The 15911-nt window shown below is 66.9% G+C and carries 12 protein-coding genes and 2 pseudogenes; 7 read left to right on the top strand and 7 right to left on the bottom strand.

What is annotated here, in order from left to right; genetic code table 11:
- Positions 1-45: 45 nt before the first annotated feature.
- Positions 46-885, bottom strand: a complete 840-nt coding sequence (locus HND91_RS08310) for a helix-turn-helix domain-containing protein (RefSeq protein ID WP_181706099.1) — start codon at positions 883-885, stop codon at positions 46-48.
- A 126-nt stretch (positions 886-1011) separates the two neighbouring features.
- On the opposite strand from HND91_RS08310, the gene HND91_RS08305 reads away from it, so the two are divergent.
- Complete coding sequence (locus HND91_RS08305) at positions 1012-1305, top strand: DUF2834 domain-containing protein (protein WP_181706098.1); 294 nt, start codon at positions 1012-1014, stop codon at positions 1303-1305.
- A 42-nt stretch (positions 1306-1347) separates the two neighbouring features.
- On the opposite strand, the gene HND91_RS08300 is transcribed toward HND91_RS08305, so the two are convergent.
- Positions 1348-3561 (bottom strand): bifunctional diguanylate cyclase/phosphodiesterase, encoded by a 2214-nt coding sequence (locus tag HND91_RS08300; RefSeq protein WP_181706097.1) that lies wholly within the window; start codon positions 3559-3561, stop codon positions 1348-1350.
- Positions 3562-3968: 407 nt separating this feature from the next.
- Between HND91_RS08300 and HND91_RS08295 the strand changes: the two genes are divergently transcribed.
- A complete protein-coding gene (locus HND91_RS08295; RefSeq protein ID WP_181706096.1) occupies positions 3969-4382 on the top strand; it encodes a four-helix bundle copper-binding protein in 414 nt (137 codons plus the stop codon).
- A gap of 120 nt (positions 4383-4502) precedes the next feature.
- On the opposite strand, the gene HND91_RS08290 is transcribed toward HND91_RS08295, so the two are convergent.
- Both HND91_RS08290 and HND91_RS08285 read right to left on the bottom strand, forming a co-directional pair.
- Positions 4503-5135 (bottom strand): LysE family translocator, encoded by a 633-nt coding sequence (locus HND91_RS08290; protein WP_181706095.1) that lies wholly within the window; start codon positions 5133-5135, stop codon positions 4503-4505.
- Positions 5136-5230: 95 nt separating this feature from the next.
- The gene (locus tag HND91_RS08285) at positions 5231-5941 is read right to left on the bottom strand and encodes a L,D-transpeptidase (protein WP_181706427.1); all 711 of its coding nucleotides are present in this window, start codon (positions 5939-5941) and stop codon (positions 5231-5233) included.
- Between the two features lie 769 nt (positions 5942-6710).
- Between HND91_RS08285 and HND91_RS08280 the strand changes: the two genes are divergently transcribed.
- From HND91_RS08280 to HND91_RS08270, 3 genes are all read left to right on the top strand, one after another.
- Positions 6711-8519: a PQQ-dependent dehydrogenase, methanol/ethanol family gene (locus tag HND91_RS08280; protein WP_246329371.1), complete on the top strand. Its 1809-nt coding sequence runs from the start codon at positions 6711-6713 to the stop codon at positions 8517-8519.
- Between the two features lie 126 nt (positions 8520-8645).
- Positions 8646-9818 carry an ankyrin repeat domain-containing protein gene (locus HND91_RS23210; RefSeq protein ID WP_181706094.1) on the top strand — a complete coding sequence of 391 codons (1173 nt, stop codon included), beginning with the start codon at positions 8646-8648 and terminating at the stop codon, positions 9816-9818.
- A 497-nt stretch (positions 9819-10315) separates the two neighbouring features.
- Positions 10316-10480 (top strand): hypothetical protein, encoded by a 165-nt coding sequence (locus HND91_RS08270; protein ID WP_181706093.1) that lies wholly within the window; start codon positions 10316-10318, stop codon positions 10478-10480.
- Positions 10481-10947: 467 nt separating this feature from the next.
- Here the strand turns inward: HND91_RS08270 and HND91_RS08265 are convergent.
- The 3 genes and pseudogenes from HND91_RS08265 to HND91_RS08255 all read right to left on the bottom strand — a co-directional run.
- Positions 10948-11134, bottom strand: a pseudogene (locus HND91_RS08265) (IS21 family transposase); the annotation flags it as partial.
- A 141-nt stretch (positions 11135-11275) separates the two neighbouring features.
- On the bottom strand, positions 11276-12034 hold the full coding sequence (locus tag HND91_RS08260; protein ID WP_210272632.1) for a GntR family transcriptional regulator: 759 nt from the start codon (positions 12032-12034) through the stop codon (positions 11276-11278).
- Between the two features lie 33 nt (positions 12035-12067).
- Positions 12068-13774: a glycerol-3-phosphate dehydrogenase/oxidase gene (locus HND91_RS08255; protein ID WP_210272631.1), complete on the bottom strand. Its 1707-nt coding sequence runs from the start codon at positions 13772-13774 to the stop codon at positions 12068-12070.
- Positions 13775-14152: 378 nt separating this feature from the next.
- Here HND91_RS08255 and HND91_RS08250 point away from each other — a divergent pair, with 378 nt between their 5' ends.
- Positions 14153-15694 carry an FGGY-family carbohydrate kinase gene (locus HND91_RS08250; protein ID WP_181706090.1) on the top strand — a complete coding sequence of 514 codons (1542 nt, stop codon included), beginning with the start codon at positions 14153-14155 and terminating at the stop codon, positions 15692-15694.
- Between the two features lie 79 nt (positions 15695-15773).
- Positions 15774-15911, top strand: a pseudogene (locus HND91_RS22645) (ABC transporter ATP-binding protein); the annotation flags it as partial.

Here is a 15911-nt window from a genome sequence, read left to right as displayed (position 1 = left end):
ACCGGTTGCCCTCACGCCGCCCGAAGCCGGCCAGGCCCTTTCCGGTCACTCCCTTTGCGCACCGGCCGTGACGCCGGCCACAGCCGCCCGCACGATCCGGGCGGTGGCCTCGTCCGCCGGAAAGATGTGCTCCACCCTCAGCGACGCGAGCCCGATGTCCTGGGGCGTCCCGAAGGTGGTGAACATGCTGAAGAAGGCGAGGTCGCCATGGGCCGTGGCGAACCGGGTCGTCAGCACGGGGGAGAGCGGTCGGCAGCCGCCGGGCGGGTCCGGGCGGCGCTGCCGGCCGAGCCGGGCTTTCAGGGCGCCCGCGAAGGCTTCCACCCTCGGGGTGAGCGCCGGGTGGGTGGCGGCCTCGTGCCTCAAGTGCGAGAGGAGCGCCGGCCCGACCTCGGCGAGGTTGGTCATGAACCGGATCGGTCCGTCGGGCCGGACGAGCGCGTCGACCATGTTCAGCCGCGCCCCCGCCGGCATGTCCGCCAGCCAGGGCATCAGCGTGGCGGCGAGCCACAGGCCGCCGCGGTTGGCGTGCACCACCGTCCAGTCCGCGTCGAGCACCAGCGCCGGCATGGGGTCGTGCGCCTCCAGAAGCTGCGTCAGCGCCGCCCGGGCATGGCCGAGCGCCGGATCGTCGGCGCCGCCGTCCCCGTAGGCGGGCGCGTATCCCGCCTGCAGCATGGCGGCGTTCCGTAAGGCGAGCGGCGTCTCCACCTCGTCGAGCCACGCCATCAACAGCGCCCGGCTCGGCCGGGATCGCCCGCTTTCCACGAAGCTCACGTGTCGTTGCGACACGCCGAGCCGGAGCGCCAGCTCCAACTGGCTGATCCGGCGCGCCTTGCGGGCCCGCTGCAGGGTGATCGGGAGCGTGTGGGTGGCGTCGTCCATGAGGCGAGCCTGCCGCAGCCGGCGCGGCCCCGCAATTACCTCCGAGGTAGTTGCCGCGACGGCGCGGCGGCGGAACCCTGCCGGACGTCCCGCCAGGGGACGCAAGCCCTCAGAAAGGTCCAAGCCATGGAACGCGCTCTTCTCCTCTCCGTCCTCGCCGTCTTTTCCGCGCTCAGCGCGGTGGCGCTCTGGCAGCACGGCTACTGGGGCATCTTCGAGCCCCTGTTCCGCTCGTCCGCCGGAGCCCAAGTGCTCGCCGACATCGTCATCGCCCTCGGGCTCGCGATCGTCTGGATGGTCCACGACGCGCGCGCGACCGGCCGCACCGTCTGGCCCTTCGTGGTCGTCACCCTGGCGGTCGGCTCGTTCGGCCCGCTCCTCTACCTCCTCACCCGGCCGCGGACGCCCGTGGCAGCGTGACCGCGCGGGCCGGTCCGGCGCGGCCTCGCCTCCGGCGCCCGGTCAGCTTGCCGCCGACACGCGGGAAGCGGCCGCGTTCGCCGCGCCGTCGGCCGGTCGCGACAGCATCGCGGCCAGGTCTTCCACCGGGCAGGGGCGGCCCGTGTGGAAGCCCTGCACCTCCTCGCACCGATCGGCCCGGAGCAGCATCAGCTGCTCCGGCGTCTCCACGCCTTCCGCCGTCACGCTCATGCCCAGCGCCCGGCCGAGTCCGACCACCGCCTGCACGATCGCCCGGGCGTCGCCGCTGCCCTTCAGGTCGGAGACGAACTGCCGGTCGATCTTGATGGCGTCGAACGGGAAGGTGCGCAGGTAGCCGAGCGACGAATAGCCCGTGCCGAAGTCGTCCATGGAAAGCCGCACGCCGAGGTCCTTCAGGGCGTTCAGCGTGGCCGTGGCCCGATCGGCGTCCTCCAGGAGCACGCCCTCGGTGATCTCCAGCTCCAGCATGCCGGGCGGCAGCCCGGCGGACCGCAGCGCCTCCTTGACCATGTCGATCAGGCCTTCCGCCCGGAACTGGACCGGCGACACGTTCACCGACACGGCCACCGACAGCCGCGCCGCGGTCCGGCAGGCGGTCGTCAGCACCCACGCGCCGATCGGCACGATCAGGCCGGTCTCCTCGGCGAGACCGACGAAGCGGCTCGGCGGCACCAGGCCGTCCCGCGGGTGGTTCCACCGGATCAGCGCCTCGACGGACCGGACCTCCAGGGTCTGCGTGTCGAGCCGGGGCTGGTAGTGGAGCACGAACTCCCCGTTGCGCAGCGCCTGCCGCAGCTCCGCCTCCAGGGTGCGCCGCTCCAGGATCCGGTCGTTCATCTCGGCGGAGAAGAAGCGGAAGGTGCCGCGTCCGCCGTTCTTGGCCTCGTAGAGGGCAATGTCGGCCATGCGCAGCAGTTCGGAGGCGCCGCCCGCGTCGTCCGGCGCGAGCGCGACGCCCACCGACACGCCCACGTCCACCTCGCCCGCCTCCAGGCGGATCGGGGCGGCGACGGCGGCGATCAGCTCCGCGCAGGTGGTCTCCAACCCCGGCTGGCCGCGGGAGGGCAGCACGAGCACGAACTCGTCGCCGCCCACACGGGCGACCAGCCCCCCGCGCGCCGCCTGTTCCAGCCGCAGCGCCACCGTCCGCAGCACCTCGTCGCCGGCCGCGTGGCCGAGCGTGTCGTTGATGGGCTTGAACCGGTCGAGGTCCAGGAAGAACACGGCCGTCGGCTCGCCGGCGGCGAGCCGCGTCTCCAGGTGCGCCATCAGCTTCAGCCGGTTCGGCAGGCCGGTCGTGGCGTCGTGCAGCGCCTGGTGCTCGGCCATCCTGTGCGCCTGGTGCAGGTCCGCGCTCGCCCGCGTCACGGCCGCGGCCGCTGCGAGCCCGTGCCGCAGGAGGCCGAGCAGCGCCACCGTGAGGGCGATCGCCGCGACCGCGAGGCCTGGCAGCACGGCGCCGACCATCTCCCGGCCTGGCTGCTCCGGCCGCCAGGTGAGGGCGAGGCGCGTCGCGCCGTCCTTGGTCACCAGGGTCTCGGTCGGTCCGCCGCCGGCCTCCACGCCGGCCGGGCGCACGCCGAGCCCCGCCACATGGAGCTGCCGGCCCATGTCGGCGAGGTCCCCCGGCGTCAGCCGGTCCGCGAACACCAGCACCGTCGGCGGGCCGGGCACATAGGTCACCGACTGGTCGCCGCCGGTCGAGATCGCCGTCGCGACCACCAGAACCGGATCGCCGTCCACCACGCCGAGGCCGGTCGCCACCGGGCTCTCGTTCTCCGGTGCGGCGCGGGCCTCCGCCACCACGGCGGCGAGCCCGCCGCCGATCTCGCCGGAAAGGAGTCGGTCGGAGAGTTCACCCTCTTTCACGCCGTAGATCTCGCGGCCGTGCGGGCCGTAGAGGATCACGTAGTCGACCCCGTAGCTCGGGAACAGGGTCGGCCCCACGTTCTCCTGGATGTAGGCCCAGTCGAAGTCGAACGTCAGGTGAAGGTGCTGGTAGGCCGCGCCCCAGGCGGAATAGTCGGCGAGCGTCTTCTGCAGCTGCTCGTCGCGTTCGGCCAGCGCAGCGCGCGCGAGATCGGTGCCGCGCGACAGTTCGCGCCGGTCCTGCTCGCTGGCGATCCGCAGGAGGAGCGCCACCGCGAGGCAGAAGGAGACCGCCAGCACGCCGAGGACGGGCAGCAGGATACGGCGCTGAAGCTTGGGATTGAGGTCGGCTGGGCTGGTCGGCATCGGGTGTCACTCCACCCGGAATGCATGCCACATAAAACTTAAGAACCGCCTCCGTCCGCTGTCGGCGTCCCGTCCACACCCGCGGCGGACGCGCCATCCGGCTGAGGTGGCCGGCCCGGACACACGGCTCCGGCATCCCGCTCTGGATTGCGGCGTCGCGAAGCGGAACCATCGCGGGCCGCTCCGGTTCGACCTGCAGCGCCCCGGCCGGAAGGCCGGCGCGATCCGCCGCGGCCCGTTCCGGCCCGGTCTCGCCGGACCCGCGCACGTCCGCGGCCCGAGCATGCCGGCGCCGGCGCCCCGAGGGGCGTACCGCCTGCCCGGTTCGCCCGAAGAGACGGGCGGATCGCACATCCGGGACCGCCGCGACCCGGTGGAGGAGTTTCCAGCACGAAGGAGCCGATCCGATGCACGTCCAATCCATGATCAGCACCCACCCGCACGTGAAGGGCAACACCAACGACGCGCTCATCCGCTGCATCGAGGAATGCTACGACTGCGCCCAGACCTGCACCTCCTGCGCCGACGCCTGCCTCGGCGAGGACATGGTGAAGGACCTCACCCAGTGCATCCGCCTGAACCTCGACTGCGCCGACGTGTGCGCGGCGACGGGCGCGGTGGCTTCCCGCCGGACCGGTTCGAACGAGTCCGTCATCAAGATGATGATCGAGGCCTGCGCCGAGGCCTGCCGTCTCTGCGGCGAGGAATGCGCCCGTCACGCCCAGATGCACGAGCACTGCCGCATCTGCGCCGAGGCGTGCCGCCGCTGCGAGGAGGCCTGCCGCCAGGCGTCCGGCACGATCACGCCCCGCATGCAGTGACGATCGCCGCGACGCCGCGCCCGTAGCGGCGTCGCGCCGCGTTCGGTGGGTCGCCGCCTCGCCCGGCGTGGTGCCTGCGCCGCCGCCGGCGGGAACGGCGCGGCGGGGCCATGGCGGCCTTCAGCCCCTCTGGAGCGCCAGATGGCCGCCCAGCCCGACGAGGATGGTGCCGCCCGCCCTCTGGATCCACCGCTGCGCCCGGCTCGACCGCTTGAACCGGTCGAGCACGAGGCTGGCGAGCGCGACGGAGACGATGTCGGCCAGGGAGAACATCAGGTTGACGACGACGCCCAGGATGGTCAGCTGCAGCCACAGGGGAAAGGCGGCCGACGCGTCGACGAACTGGGGCAGGAAGGCCAGGAAGAAGATCGCCGTCTTCGGGTTCAGCACCTCGACCGTGACGCTCTCCGCAAAGGCGCGGCCCCCCGACTTCGGTCGCGCCGCGGGCAGGTCCGTCTCCGTGAAGGACCGCGTCCGGATGAGGGAGACGCCGAGCCAGACCAGGTAGGCGGCCCCCGCGAGCTTCACCGCCAGATAGAGCGTCGGAACGGCGTGGAAGAGCACCGACAGGCCCGCCGCGGCGGCCGCGATGTGCACGTAGCATCCCAGGTGGATGCCGAGGACCGCCATCAGACCGGAGCGGCGGCCGCCGGCCATCGTGCGGGCCGCCGCGTAGAGCATGGCGGGCCCGGGGACGAGGGCGAACAGCGCGGCGGTCAGGAGGAAGGTCAGCAGGATGTCGATGGACGGCATGGTCGCGGTCTTCCTCTTTCCCGCGCCGGCGCGGGCAACCCTGACCACCTTTTCTGATGGCCACCCCGGCCATGAGGCCGGCACGGAACGCCGCCTTAGGCCGGCAGGACGATCACCTTGGTGTCGACCGTCGTCCGGTCGTAGAGGTGGATCATGTCCTGCGTGAGGAGGCCGGTGCAGCCGCTCGTCAGGTTGGTGCCGATCGTTTCGGGGTAGCGGGAAGCGTAGATCGTATAGAGGGTGTAGACGCCGTCCTGATAGAGATAGAGCGTGCGGGCGCCGAGCGGGTTGTCCGGACCTCCCGGCATGCCGCCGGCATATTTGGCCGCCCGCGGCTCGCGCTGGATCATCTCCTTCGGCGGGGTCCAGGTCGGCCATTCCGCCTTGCGGCCCACATAGGCGTTCCCGCTCCACAGGAAGCCCTGACGGCCCACGTTGGCGCCGTAGCGGGTGGCCTTTCCGCCGCCTTCGATGCGATAGACGTAATAATTCGAGGGATCGATGATGATCGTGCCGGGCGGCTCGTCGCTGTCGTAGCGCACGGTCTGACGGAAGTATTTCGGATTGACCTTGCTGATGTCCATCGCCGGGATCGGGAACTTGTCGTCCGGCACCGGCCCGTAGAACGCCGCCGCCTCCCGGCGCAGCCTGGCGTCGGTCGACATGCAGCCGGAAAGCCCCAGCGCGCCCACACTGGCGGCGGATCCGATCAGAAAGGATCGGCGGGTGAGACGTTCAGCCTGAAGCCCCGGCAGACCCGCGTGGCCCCTCTCGTCGGCGTTGCCGCCCGCACCGTCCATGACCATGATCTGCAACAGTCCTCTTCATCGAGATCCACCCGGAACGGCTCCGGCGCGAACACGCCGAGCGTCCTCGCCGCGCCGACCTTGCCGTCACATGGCGCGAATGGCAAGTCACCGATGGCCACACGAAGCCCGACGGTCCTCACCCGCCGAATGCCGGCTTCGCGACGCGTCCGTGAACCCGCTTTCCGGTCTGGAGCGATGTCTTGGAGACCTGGCGATTCCGTCAACTCGTAGGGCGCGCTGGAGCATTCTCCGACCAAGTTGCACGACGTGATCGCCGGGAGAATGCTCCAGCTCATTGAATCTGGAGCGGCGACCTGACGATTCCGTCAGGTCGGAAAGCGCGCTAGATGAGGCCGTCTGGCGCAGTACTAATTTCTGTCCACGTTCGCTGACTGGGACCTGTCCCGGGAAAAATCGGGAAACGATCCCATTCATATGTATTACCCGACAGCCTATACATGAGAAGCCAAGTCGATCTGGGTTCGGAACGTCCCTAGCGTATCCGATGTCGGGAATCTGCGAGGCGAACTACAGAGAGCTCTGCCTGACAGGACTAAACCGGCGGCCATCTTCCCTCGGATGGCCGTCCCCCTGTCCTTTGAGCGGCGCGACCGCGAGCCGGGTTCTCCGGAACCAACAGGGCCCGAGGGATCCGGACGGGGGGTGCCAGAGTCGGGAAGCAACACGAGACGGGAGAGAAACCAATATGGCACGTCGAGCCCAATGACTGGCCGGCACCCTGTGCATCGCACTCGGACTGTCCGGTTTGAGCGGTACCGCCTATGCCAACGACGAGATCATCTCAAGGTCGAAGAACCCCAACCTCTGGGCAGCGCCTGGCAAGGACATGGCGATGACCCGCTATTCCGAGCTGGGCGACATCAACACGGACAACGTGGCCAAGCTGCAGTTGGCCTGGTCCCAGTCGACCGGCGCCCTGCGTGGTCACGAAGGTCAGCCGGTGGTCGTGGAGATCGACGGCAAGCCGATGATGTTCTTCTCGTCGGCCTGGCCGAACATCATCCAGGCCCTCGACCTGTCCGACCCGGACAATCCGAAGCAGGTCTGGAACTACGTCAAGAAGACCGATCGCGATGAATCCGCCGTGCCGCGCGCCTGCTGCGACGTCGTGCACCGCGGCGTCAACTACGCCGCCGGCAAGGTGGTCATCCACACGCTCGACGGCTTCATCATCGCGCTCGACGCCCGCACCGGCAAGGAGATCTGGGTCGTCAAGCACGCCTATCCGGAGAATGGCGAGACCCACACCGGACCGGCGCTGGTCGCCGAGAACCTGGTGATCGCCGGCTTCGGCGGCGACGAGTTCGCCGCCCGCGGCCGCATGGTCGCCTACGACCTGGAGACCGGCAAGGAAGTGTGGAAGTGCCACTCCACAGGCTCGGACGCCGACGTCTGCCTGACACCGGAGACCAACAAGGCCAACCCGCACTACGGCATCTCCGGCAAGGATCTCGGCCTCACCACCTATCCCGAGGGCGAGCACCTGATCGGCGGCGGCGCCCCCTGGGCCTGGTTCACCTACGATCCGGAGCTCAAGCTGGTCTATGCGGGAACCGGCAACCCCGGCCACTGGTCGCCGTCCTACCGTTGCGGCGCCGACACCCACGAGGAGTGCAACACCGGCGAGTGGGACAACAAGTGGTCGATGACCATCTTCGCCCGCAAGGTGGACACCGGCGAAGTCGTCTGGGCCTACCAGAAGACGCCGTTCGACCAGTGGGACTATGACGGCGTCAACGAGAAAATCCTGGTCGACATGGAAATCGACGGGACGATGCGCAAGGCGCTCGTCAACTTCGACCGCAACGGCTTCGCCTACGTGCTCGATCGGACCGACGGGACGCTGCTGCGCGCCCACAAGTTCGTCACCGTGAACTGGGCCGAGAGCGTGGACCTGAAGACCGGCCGTCCGGTCAAGGTCAAGGAGCACTCGCCCTTCGAGGTCGGCAAGAACGTGCAGGCCTGCCCCTCGGCCATGGGCGGCAAGGACCAGCAGCCGGCGTCGGTCGATCCGAACGAGCCGTGGATGTTCTACGTGCCCACCAAAAACTGGTGCATGGAAGACGAGCCCCAGCAGCGCACGCACACCCAGCAGGGCACCGTCTACGTCTTCGCCAACGTCTACATGTACCCGGAAGTGCCGGGCGTGACCGGCAAGCTGAAGAAGTTCAACGTGCTGACCGGCGAAACGGTGTGGGAGATCCCCGATCCGTTCCCGAACTGGTCGGGCACCCTGACGACGGCCGGCGGCCTGGTCTTCTACGGCTCGCTCGGCGGCGACTTCCGCGCGGTCGACCGTGCCACCGGCAAGGTCGTCTGGTCGAAGAAGCTGGGCTCCGGCATCATCGGCAATCCGATCGTCTACAAGATCGACGGCAAGCAGTACATCTCGGTCTTCGCCGGCATCGGTGGCTGGATCGGCCTGCCGATCACCGCGGGCCTGGATCTCGAAGACAAGTTCGGCGCGATCGGCGCGACCGCCATGGCCAAGGCCACCGGTCTCGACAAGATCCCGCAGGGCGGCGAGCTCTACACCTTCCGCGTCTACGAGTAACGACACCACCAAAGTGAAAGTAAAGGCTCGGGCAGTTCTACTGCCCGAGCTCGATTAGAAGGCCTCGACATCCACGTCATCAGCCAGAACGCCGATCTCGAACCCTGGCGCCAGCCATGGCGACAGGTGCAGAAGGTGGTGGACGGCGAGATCGACGCCGCCGGCGTCTGGGGCCCCTTCGCGGGCTGGGTGAAGAAGAACGGCGCGCCGCTGACGCTCCAGCCGGTCAACCTCCTCGAGGACCAGGTGGTGCTGGAGTTCGATCTCGCCTTCGGCGTCCGGACCAACGATCCCATCCTCAAATACGCCCTGGACTTCGCCCTGGAGGCGAGCCGGGAGGAGATCAGGGCGATCCTCGTCGAGTTCGGCGTCCCGCTCGTCCAGTGCTCGACCTGCGTGGTGGACGGGGACCTGCCGGCGCACGGCACCTATTTCGACCGCATCGTCGACGAGGCCGACAAGCGTTTCACGACGGTCGCGGCGGAGGAGGGACGGCGGATCGACGTCGCGCTGGCCGATCCGGGCCAGGTCGTCACCCTTGAGGAGGTGGAGGCGGACCTCGCCGGAGGCGCGGACGTGGACGACCTGCTGCAGCGCGCGGTGATCGCCTCCGACGAGGCGCGGATCGAGGCCCTGCTCGCCAGAGGCGGCTCGATCGGCCGCCGGTCCAAACAGGGCACGCCGCCCGTGATCACCGCGGCGCAGAGCCGCGACACCGACCTGGTGGGCTTCCTGCTGGATCGGGGTGCCGACCTGGAGGCCACCGACCTCGCCGGATGGACTCTCCTGCACCATGCGATCCTGCGGAACCACCAACCGACCGTCCGGCTGCTCGCCGCCCGAGGGGCCGATCTCTCGGCCCGCACACCCGGCGACGTGACGCCGCTGGCGCTCGCGATCAGCGAAGGCAAGTACTGGGCGGCCGAAGCGTTGATCCAGGCGGGCGCTCCCGTCGACGAAACCTTCGGCGCCGAACGGCTGACGGCCCTCATGGTCGCGGCGACCCAGTACGAGGCGAACAACCGGGACGTGCAGATCGCGCAGGGGCCCTCGATCATCGAACTGGCCGAGGCGCTGCGGGCGGCGGGAGCCGGCCTCGACGTCCGATCGGCGCACGGGGTGACGGCGGCGATGATCGCCGCGGGGCACAACAACGCGGCCATGGTCGGCTTTCTCGCCGAAGCGGGTGCCGATCTTTCGATCGCGACGCCGGACGGCCGAACCGCGCTCGACATTGCCACGACGATCCGAGCCGACGCGGCCGCCAAGGCGCTGCGGCTCTATCAGAAGAAAACATAAAGACGCGGCGAAGGCTGCATCCTGGCCCTTCCCCCTGGAGACCCCAGTTGGAGTTCGTGGATCCGACCCACGCGCCGTTCAGATCTGGGAACCAGTTGTTCAGATACGGGATCCAACGCCAAAGGGCGTGCCAGGGGGCCCAGTACCCTGTCGGCCCGAAGAAGGCACCCAAGAACCAGTAGGACGCCCAGCGGCAGGCCCACCATCAAGAAGCTCGCCGAAGCGGCGAAATCCAATGGAGGGACCACGGAGCAGGAGCTCTATGACCTTCCCGAACAGCGAGACGCAATAGCCGTGAGGTTCACCAACTCGCTGTTCAAACTACGAGTTCAGGCGAGTCTGAGCTCCACTACCGGTGAATCCTTTTCGATCGCAGCGAAGCCTTGGAGGGAGCAGCACAACGGGCGTATACACCTCTCCTACGTTTACCGGCAGTGACGCCAAACTTTGCGATAACGGATGAGGAGGTCCATTTCGGTGCCGCTGATTTGGAATTGATGGCGGACGACTATCGCCATGCCGCGGGAACCTACTGGACCAGACGAGCTTGGCGCACAGGCCGCAATACCGCGGGAAAACTCGAACTGGCTTTGTTGACTGCAAGGGAAGATCGTCGGAAGTCGCTGCAGCAATACGCGCTGGAGCACGAGGAAGCCCAGTGACGAGCCGAAGCGAGCGAACGGCTCTCCGCTAGCTCGGGAGGCGCGCGTTCTGCTGGCCGCCATAGGCAGGCAGGACGAAAGTGTCGGTCTCGCGCCTCCGATCTCGCCTGCGGAGAGAGGGCGGCGGCCGTCCGGCAACAGCAGGGGTGGAGCCTGTGGCCCGAGCGCGTCGGGCCTGACCACGCCGGCCCCGGCCGTAGTGAATCGCTAAGCACCTAATTTCGCTCGGAGAAATGGCGCGCCCGAAAGGAAACGGCGACAGAACCCTACAGGCGTTGTTTTAATTCGGCTTTTCCGGACGGCGATGTAGCCTCAGTGTAGCATTTCGCGGGAGTGTCGCAAGGAGGAGGTCAAGCACCGGTAGCAGATTGGCCTGGACCCACAAAACTGGAGCTTTCGGAGTTAGAGACGCGGACCAAAAATTACGGCGCTCCGTCTTTAAGACAGATGGGCCGCCGCTTTCTGTCCAGCGCATCCAGGTCGGCGTGCAACTGCTTTACCGACCGCCGCTGCTTGCGCGACTTCGCCGTCTCAAAACGCAGCCACGCCGCGAGCTTGTCTTCAAACGGGTCGAGCTTGCTCGGTCGCTCCGGGACCGCGAACTTCGGCTCAATGATATCAGCCCTCAGAATATTTCCTGATCGTGTTCCGCGACGTTTGAAAGTCCCATGTGGAACACTTGGTTAACCCTCGCTCGCCGCGATCGGGGCTGGGTCTCTGGGGCAAATCTCACTGGAAACTTCGCGTGCTCCCGGGTTAGCCCCCCATGGAATGCAACCCGGTGCTCATCCGGTTCTACCGGGTATTGCCGATTTGGAGGTGGAGGCGTGCCCGATCAGTCCGGTAGAGAGCCGCATAATACTCAATCGGCAGTCCTTGGCTCGAGTAAGCCACCGATTCCAGGCCGAGCAGGGGCGTCGCCGTCGTGACGTCGAGCCGTTTCGCCTCGTCGGAATCAGGACAGACGGCTTCAATCCATCGTTCGGCTCGCTCGAAGGCGATCCCGTATCGGCGGCTCAGCGTGTCGTAGAGTGAGCGAGAATGGAGGGGCACTTGGTCGAGTCCCGGGACAAGATGCTCCGGCATCCGCCATCGGACCAAGAGCCGCGGTATTCCGTCCACGGACAGAACCCTGTCGATGGCGACGATGGGTGTACCCGGTTCAAGGCGCAGCATTTTCTGCACCCGGTCGGTCGCCGGCTCGACGTCCTGGCGAAGAATTTCGCGGCCAATGATCCTGTGCTTGTCGGCTAGTTCGCCGCTGAAGCCCACACGCGTGCCCACAAAGTCCTGGTCGTCCCGCCGCCCGGCCACAAAGGCACCCTTGCCCTGGAGCTTATAGATCAGCCTTTCATGGACGAGCTGGTTGAGCGCTTCCCGCACAACCGTCCGGGAAACGCCATATCGCCCGCACAATTCGGACTCCGATGGCAAACGGGTATGTTCTGGAAGGTTCTGCCCAATAATCTGGTCCACCAGGGCGGCCTTCAACTGAGACCACAACGGCACGGCGTTGTCCTGGGACCCTCGTATTAGGGTGTTCGTCGCGTCCACGTGCCTTGCCTCAGCTGCGTCAGTCATTCTGGCTTAACCATTTCCCACGGCATTGGCGGGCTCGATGCCGGGCCGCGCGTGGCCGGACGGAGTCGGACCCACCTTTACGCGGTGACGGTCCCGAAGCAAGGTCGCTAGGGCCTCGACCTCGGCCTGCTGCCGTTCAGTAGCCCAGCCCAATTCCGCTCCAACAGCCGACGCGACTCGCTCAAGGGTGTGGCGGTCGGTCGCCCCCTCAAAGGCCATCAAGGTTCGGCGGAGCACCACGTCCTCAAGGCGACTGACGCGCTCCTCGCGTGCTACCCAGCGTACCTCCGCCTCCGAATAGTTCGGAGCGAGCCATGACGTTTGCTGGCCCGGTCGTACTTCGATCTCCGCGATGGCCCTGGCCCGGACCCCATAGCGATACGCCAGGACCTGCATCCGGGCCACGGCGCATTTGGTGTCGCGCGCAGCTGCCTCAATCCAGGCAGTCTGATCGTCCGGATTGGCCGGAAAACCTACGCCGCCGCCAATTTTTAAAGATTTCGTGGACCGCGTCCGAGGCAGTCCGAGCCGGCCCAGAGCAGCGTCCGTAATTTGCTCAGCGCAGGCCCGATAGGTCGTCCACTTACCGCCGACCAGGGCGAGGATGGGGAACGGACGGTCAAGGGTCGGTCCGTAGCTCTTGACCGTATGGTCTCGACTGATTGCCCCTGCCGCACCGGCCTGCGTCCTTGGCAGCGGCCGGACCCCGGCAAATGCGAACAGGATTTGGTTGCGGTCGAGCTCGGTCGTCGGCATCACGGCGGTGAGCACGGTGAAGAGATAGTCAATTTCGGCGTCAGAGCAGGTCTTCTCGTCCGGATCGTCGGTCCTCAGGTCCGTCGTTCCGAGCAAGACCCGGTCGTCGCCGAGTGCATAGGCTAGGCAGGCTCGGTGGTCCGCGGTTTCAAAGTACAGCATGCGGTCGCCGAGCTCACCGGCGAGCGCGGAATTGCGCAGGACGAGATGCGAGCCTTTGGTACCCCCCACAAGGCGTTCGCCCACCCCGAGCCGATCCTGCACCTGATCCAGCCAAGCCCCGGAGGTATTGACGAGGAGCTTGGGCCGTATCGTGAACCGCTCCCCAGAGATCTGGTCTTCGAGTACCACGACGGCACCATCCCTGCCGGCAACGGAAACGTACGGCAGGGCCATGGATGCCGCGCAGTCCGCCTCCGCGTCCGCGATCACCTCCATGGTCAACCGCTCCGGGTGGGTAATCCGCGCATCGAAGTATTCCGCTACAGCGCGGGTCGCCGGTGACAGCCCGGGAATTGTCGCACGGGCGGCCTGCCTGGAGAACAACCGATGTCGCGGCATGGTGCGGTTCTGATTGCCGAACAGATCATAGAGAGCCAGCCCGAGCTTGACCGGAATGGCGCCCTTGCGACCGGGGTCCTTGGTGAGCTTCAGGAAGCGCAGGATTGCGCCACCCGCACCTCCGAACCAACTCTGAAGCGGGATCCAGCACGGGATCGGGCGAACCACATGAGGAGCGTTGAGTAGCAAAAGGTTGCGCTCCTCGACCGACTCGCGGACGAGCGCGACCTCGCCCGTTTCCAGGTAACGCAATCCGCCGTGGATGAGCCGGGACGGGGCAGCGCTTGTGCCCGACGCAAAGTCTCCCCGCTCGACAAGAAGTGCCGGAACGGACTGGGCGGCTAGATCTCGATAGACACCAGCACCATTGATGCCTCCGCCGACAATCAGCACCATCGGCTCGATTCCAGTCCTAAGCCGATCCAGAAGTTGCCTACGATCCCGCATGGTCGCTCCTCCTTGGCAGCTCTTCTTCGCCGAAGCGCGGGCTGCCAATCTACAGTAACGCTCGGCAACATGTAATGACAAGTGATCCTGTGAGGCTCCTTCTCATTAAATGTGAGTATGACCGCTTGCTGCGTTGCAATGTCGATTTGTGCAGAAACGTCGTTTCCCTGATTGACAGGCGCCGAAGATCGCGTAGCCTAAACTTGTTATTATAAGTTGGACCTGCACCCAACGCGGCCCGCCATCCGAGTCGATGATGCGAAGGCGGCACACAAAGGAGCCGAAGAGCTCCGGGGCGGAGCGGGCGGGGTCCGGGAGGATACATCCATGAGGGACTGCGTGATCGGCATCGATGCCGGTGGCACGATGACCAAGGCTGCTCTTTTTGATCTGGCAGGCAACGAGCTCGCCTGCGCCAGGCGGCCGAATGAGATGCTTTTCCCGGGGCCGGGGTTCACGGAACGGGATCCGGACCGCATGTGGCGGTCCGCAGCGGAGGCGGTCCGTGAGGTCCTGGAAATTTCCGGGATTCTACCGTCTCGCATCGCCGCGATCAGCGTCGCCGGATATGGTAGCGGCCTATACGTCGTCGACCGTGATGGCCGCCCGGTCCGCAATGGCATCGTCTCCACCGACAGCCGCGCGGCCCAACTCGTGGACGAGTGGCGGCGGTCGGGCATTCACGACCGCGCGGCCGCCGAAATCCAGCAACGGCTTTTCAACGGTCATTCGGGCGTCCTCCTCGGCTGGCTTCACCGCTTCGAGCCGGGTCTCCTCGGCAAGAGTGCGTCGGTGACGTTCTGCAAGGACTTTCTGCGAGGCCGCCTGACCGGTGATTATTCGACCGACCCGTCAGATGCTGGAATTGCCGGGCTCATCGACGTGGAAAAGCAGGACTGGTCGCGCCCGTTCTTCGACTTGGCGGGCATCCTACCCTGGCTCGACAAGATGCCGTCGATCGGGCCGTCCGAGGCGGTCGTGGGCGGGGTCACCGCCGGGGCGGCGGCAGCCACTGGGCTCCTGGAGGGCACGCCTGTCGTCCGTGGCTGTGTGGACGTGAGCGCGGCTGCTATGGCGTCCGGCGTCGTTGACCAGAGCCAGCTCAGCATCGTGGCCGGGACCTTCAGTATCAATTCGACGCTCCACGTCTCGCCGCGACTTAGCACACTCCCCTTCATACAGAGCCCTTATCCACTTGGCGGATTCATTGCCACGGAAGGCGCCGCTACGTCCGCCAGCAACCTCGAGTGGTTCCTGCGGAAAGTCCTCGACGGAGAGGGTGCGCGCGCTGCCCTGGACGGCCGCACCATCTATGACGTCTGCAACGAACTCGTCGGGCGTGGGGTCGACCGAGAGAATGGGATACTTTTCTTCCCCTTCCTGTTCGGCGGGCCAAGGTCTGCACCCGCGGGCCTGCTCGGGCTGCGGGCGACGCACGAACTCGGCGATGTGCTGCGTGCGATCTACGAAGGCATTGTTTACGCGCACCGGGAGGATGTGGATCGGCTGCTGTCCGGACCGGACGCCGCCCGTCCAACCGTCATTCGCCTTGCCGGTGGCGCCTCGCGAAGCCCGATCTGGGCACAATTCTTCGCCGACGCGATCGGTCTGCCCGTCGAAGTCCCGGCCGGCGGCGAGCTGGGCGCGCTCGGGGTCGCTATGCTGGCAGCGACCGGAGTTGGCGCGTATCCGAGCCTGATCGACGCTGTGAAAGCCATGTCGCACGTCGGCAGCCACTTCGAGCCTCGGGAAGCTACGCGCGAATACCATGCGGAGAAGTTCGCCCGGTACACCGCGACGACGCATGCGCTCGCAGACGCCTGGGGAAATTCGTCCACAACTAAGCGTCTAAATCGATTCACCGCCTGAACTTGTCGGAGCGGAGCTCTGGTGCCACGCGTCCTTCGACGGGGTCGGCGGAGCTTTGCCCAAAACTGAGGAGCATTCGATGCTTCAGTTGAGTGACGTCACCAAGGTGGTGGGCGCGGAGACCCATATCGACAGCGTCTCGATGACGCTGTCGAAGGGGTCGATCAACGTCCTCCTCGGACCGACGCTGTCGGGCAAGACGAGCCTGATGCGGCTG

Origin of the sequence: Chthonobacter rhizosphaerae, assembly GCF_013839525.1 — a bacterium.
Taxonomy (GTDB): Bacteria; Pseudomonadota; Alphaproteobacteria; order Rhizobiales; family Pleomorphomonadaceae; genus Chthonobacter; species Chthonobacter rhizosphaerae.
Note: the sequence above shows the minus strand (reverse complement) of the source record. Positions and strands in the feature narration are given on the sequence as shown.

Bases quoted from the DNA above. Each gene is read 5' to 3' on its own strand.
- HND91_RS08300 (WP_181706097.1), bottom strand. From the start codon at position 3,561: ATGCCGACCAGCCCAGCCGACCTCAATCCCAAGCTTCAGCGCCGTATC.
- HND91_RS08295 (WP_181706096.1), top strand. From the start codon at position 3,969: ATGCACGTCCAATCCATGATCAGCACCCACCCGCACGTGAAGGGCAAC.
- HND91_RS08310 (WP_181706099.1), bottom strand. From the start codon at position 885: ATGGACGACGCCACCCACACGCTCCCGATCACCCTGCAGCGGGCCCGC.
- HND91_RS08290 (WP_181706095.1), bottom strand. From the start codon at position 5,135: ATGCCGTCCATCGACATCCTGCTGACCTTCCTCCTGACCGCCGCGCTG.
- HND91_RS08270 (WP_181706093.1), top strand. From the start codon at position 10,316: ATGGCGGACGACTATCGCCATGCCGCGGGAACCTACTGGACCAGACGA.
- HND91_RS08255 (WP_210272631.1), bottom strand. From the start codon at position 13,774: ATGGTGCTGATTGTCGGCGGAGGCATCAATGGTGCTGGTGTCTATCGA.
- HND91_RS08250 (WP_181706090.1), top strand. From the start codon at position 14,153: ATGAGGGACTGCGTGATCGGCATCGATGCCGGTGGCACGATGACCAAG.
- HND91_RS08285 (WP_181706427.1), bottom strand. From the start codon at position 5,941: ATGGTCATGGACGGTGCGGGCGGCAACGCCGACGAGAGGGGCCACGCG.
- HND91_RS08305 (WP_181706098.1), top strand. From the start codon at position 1,012: ATGGAACGCGCTCTTCTCCTCTCCGTCCTCGCCGTCTTTTCCGCGCTC.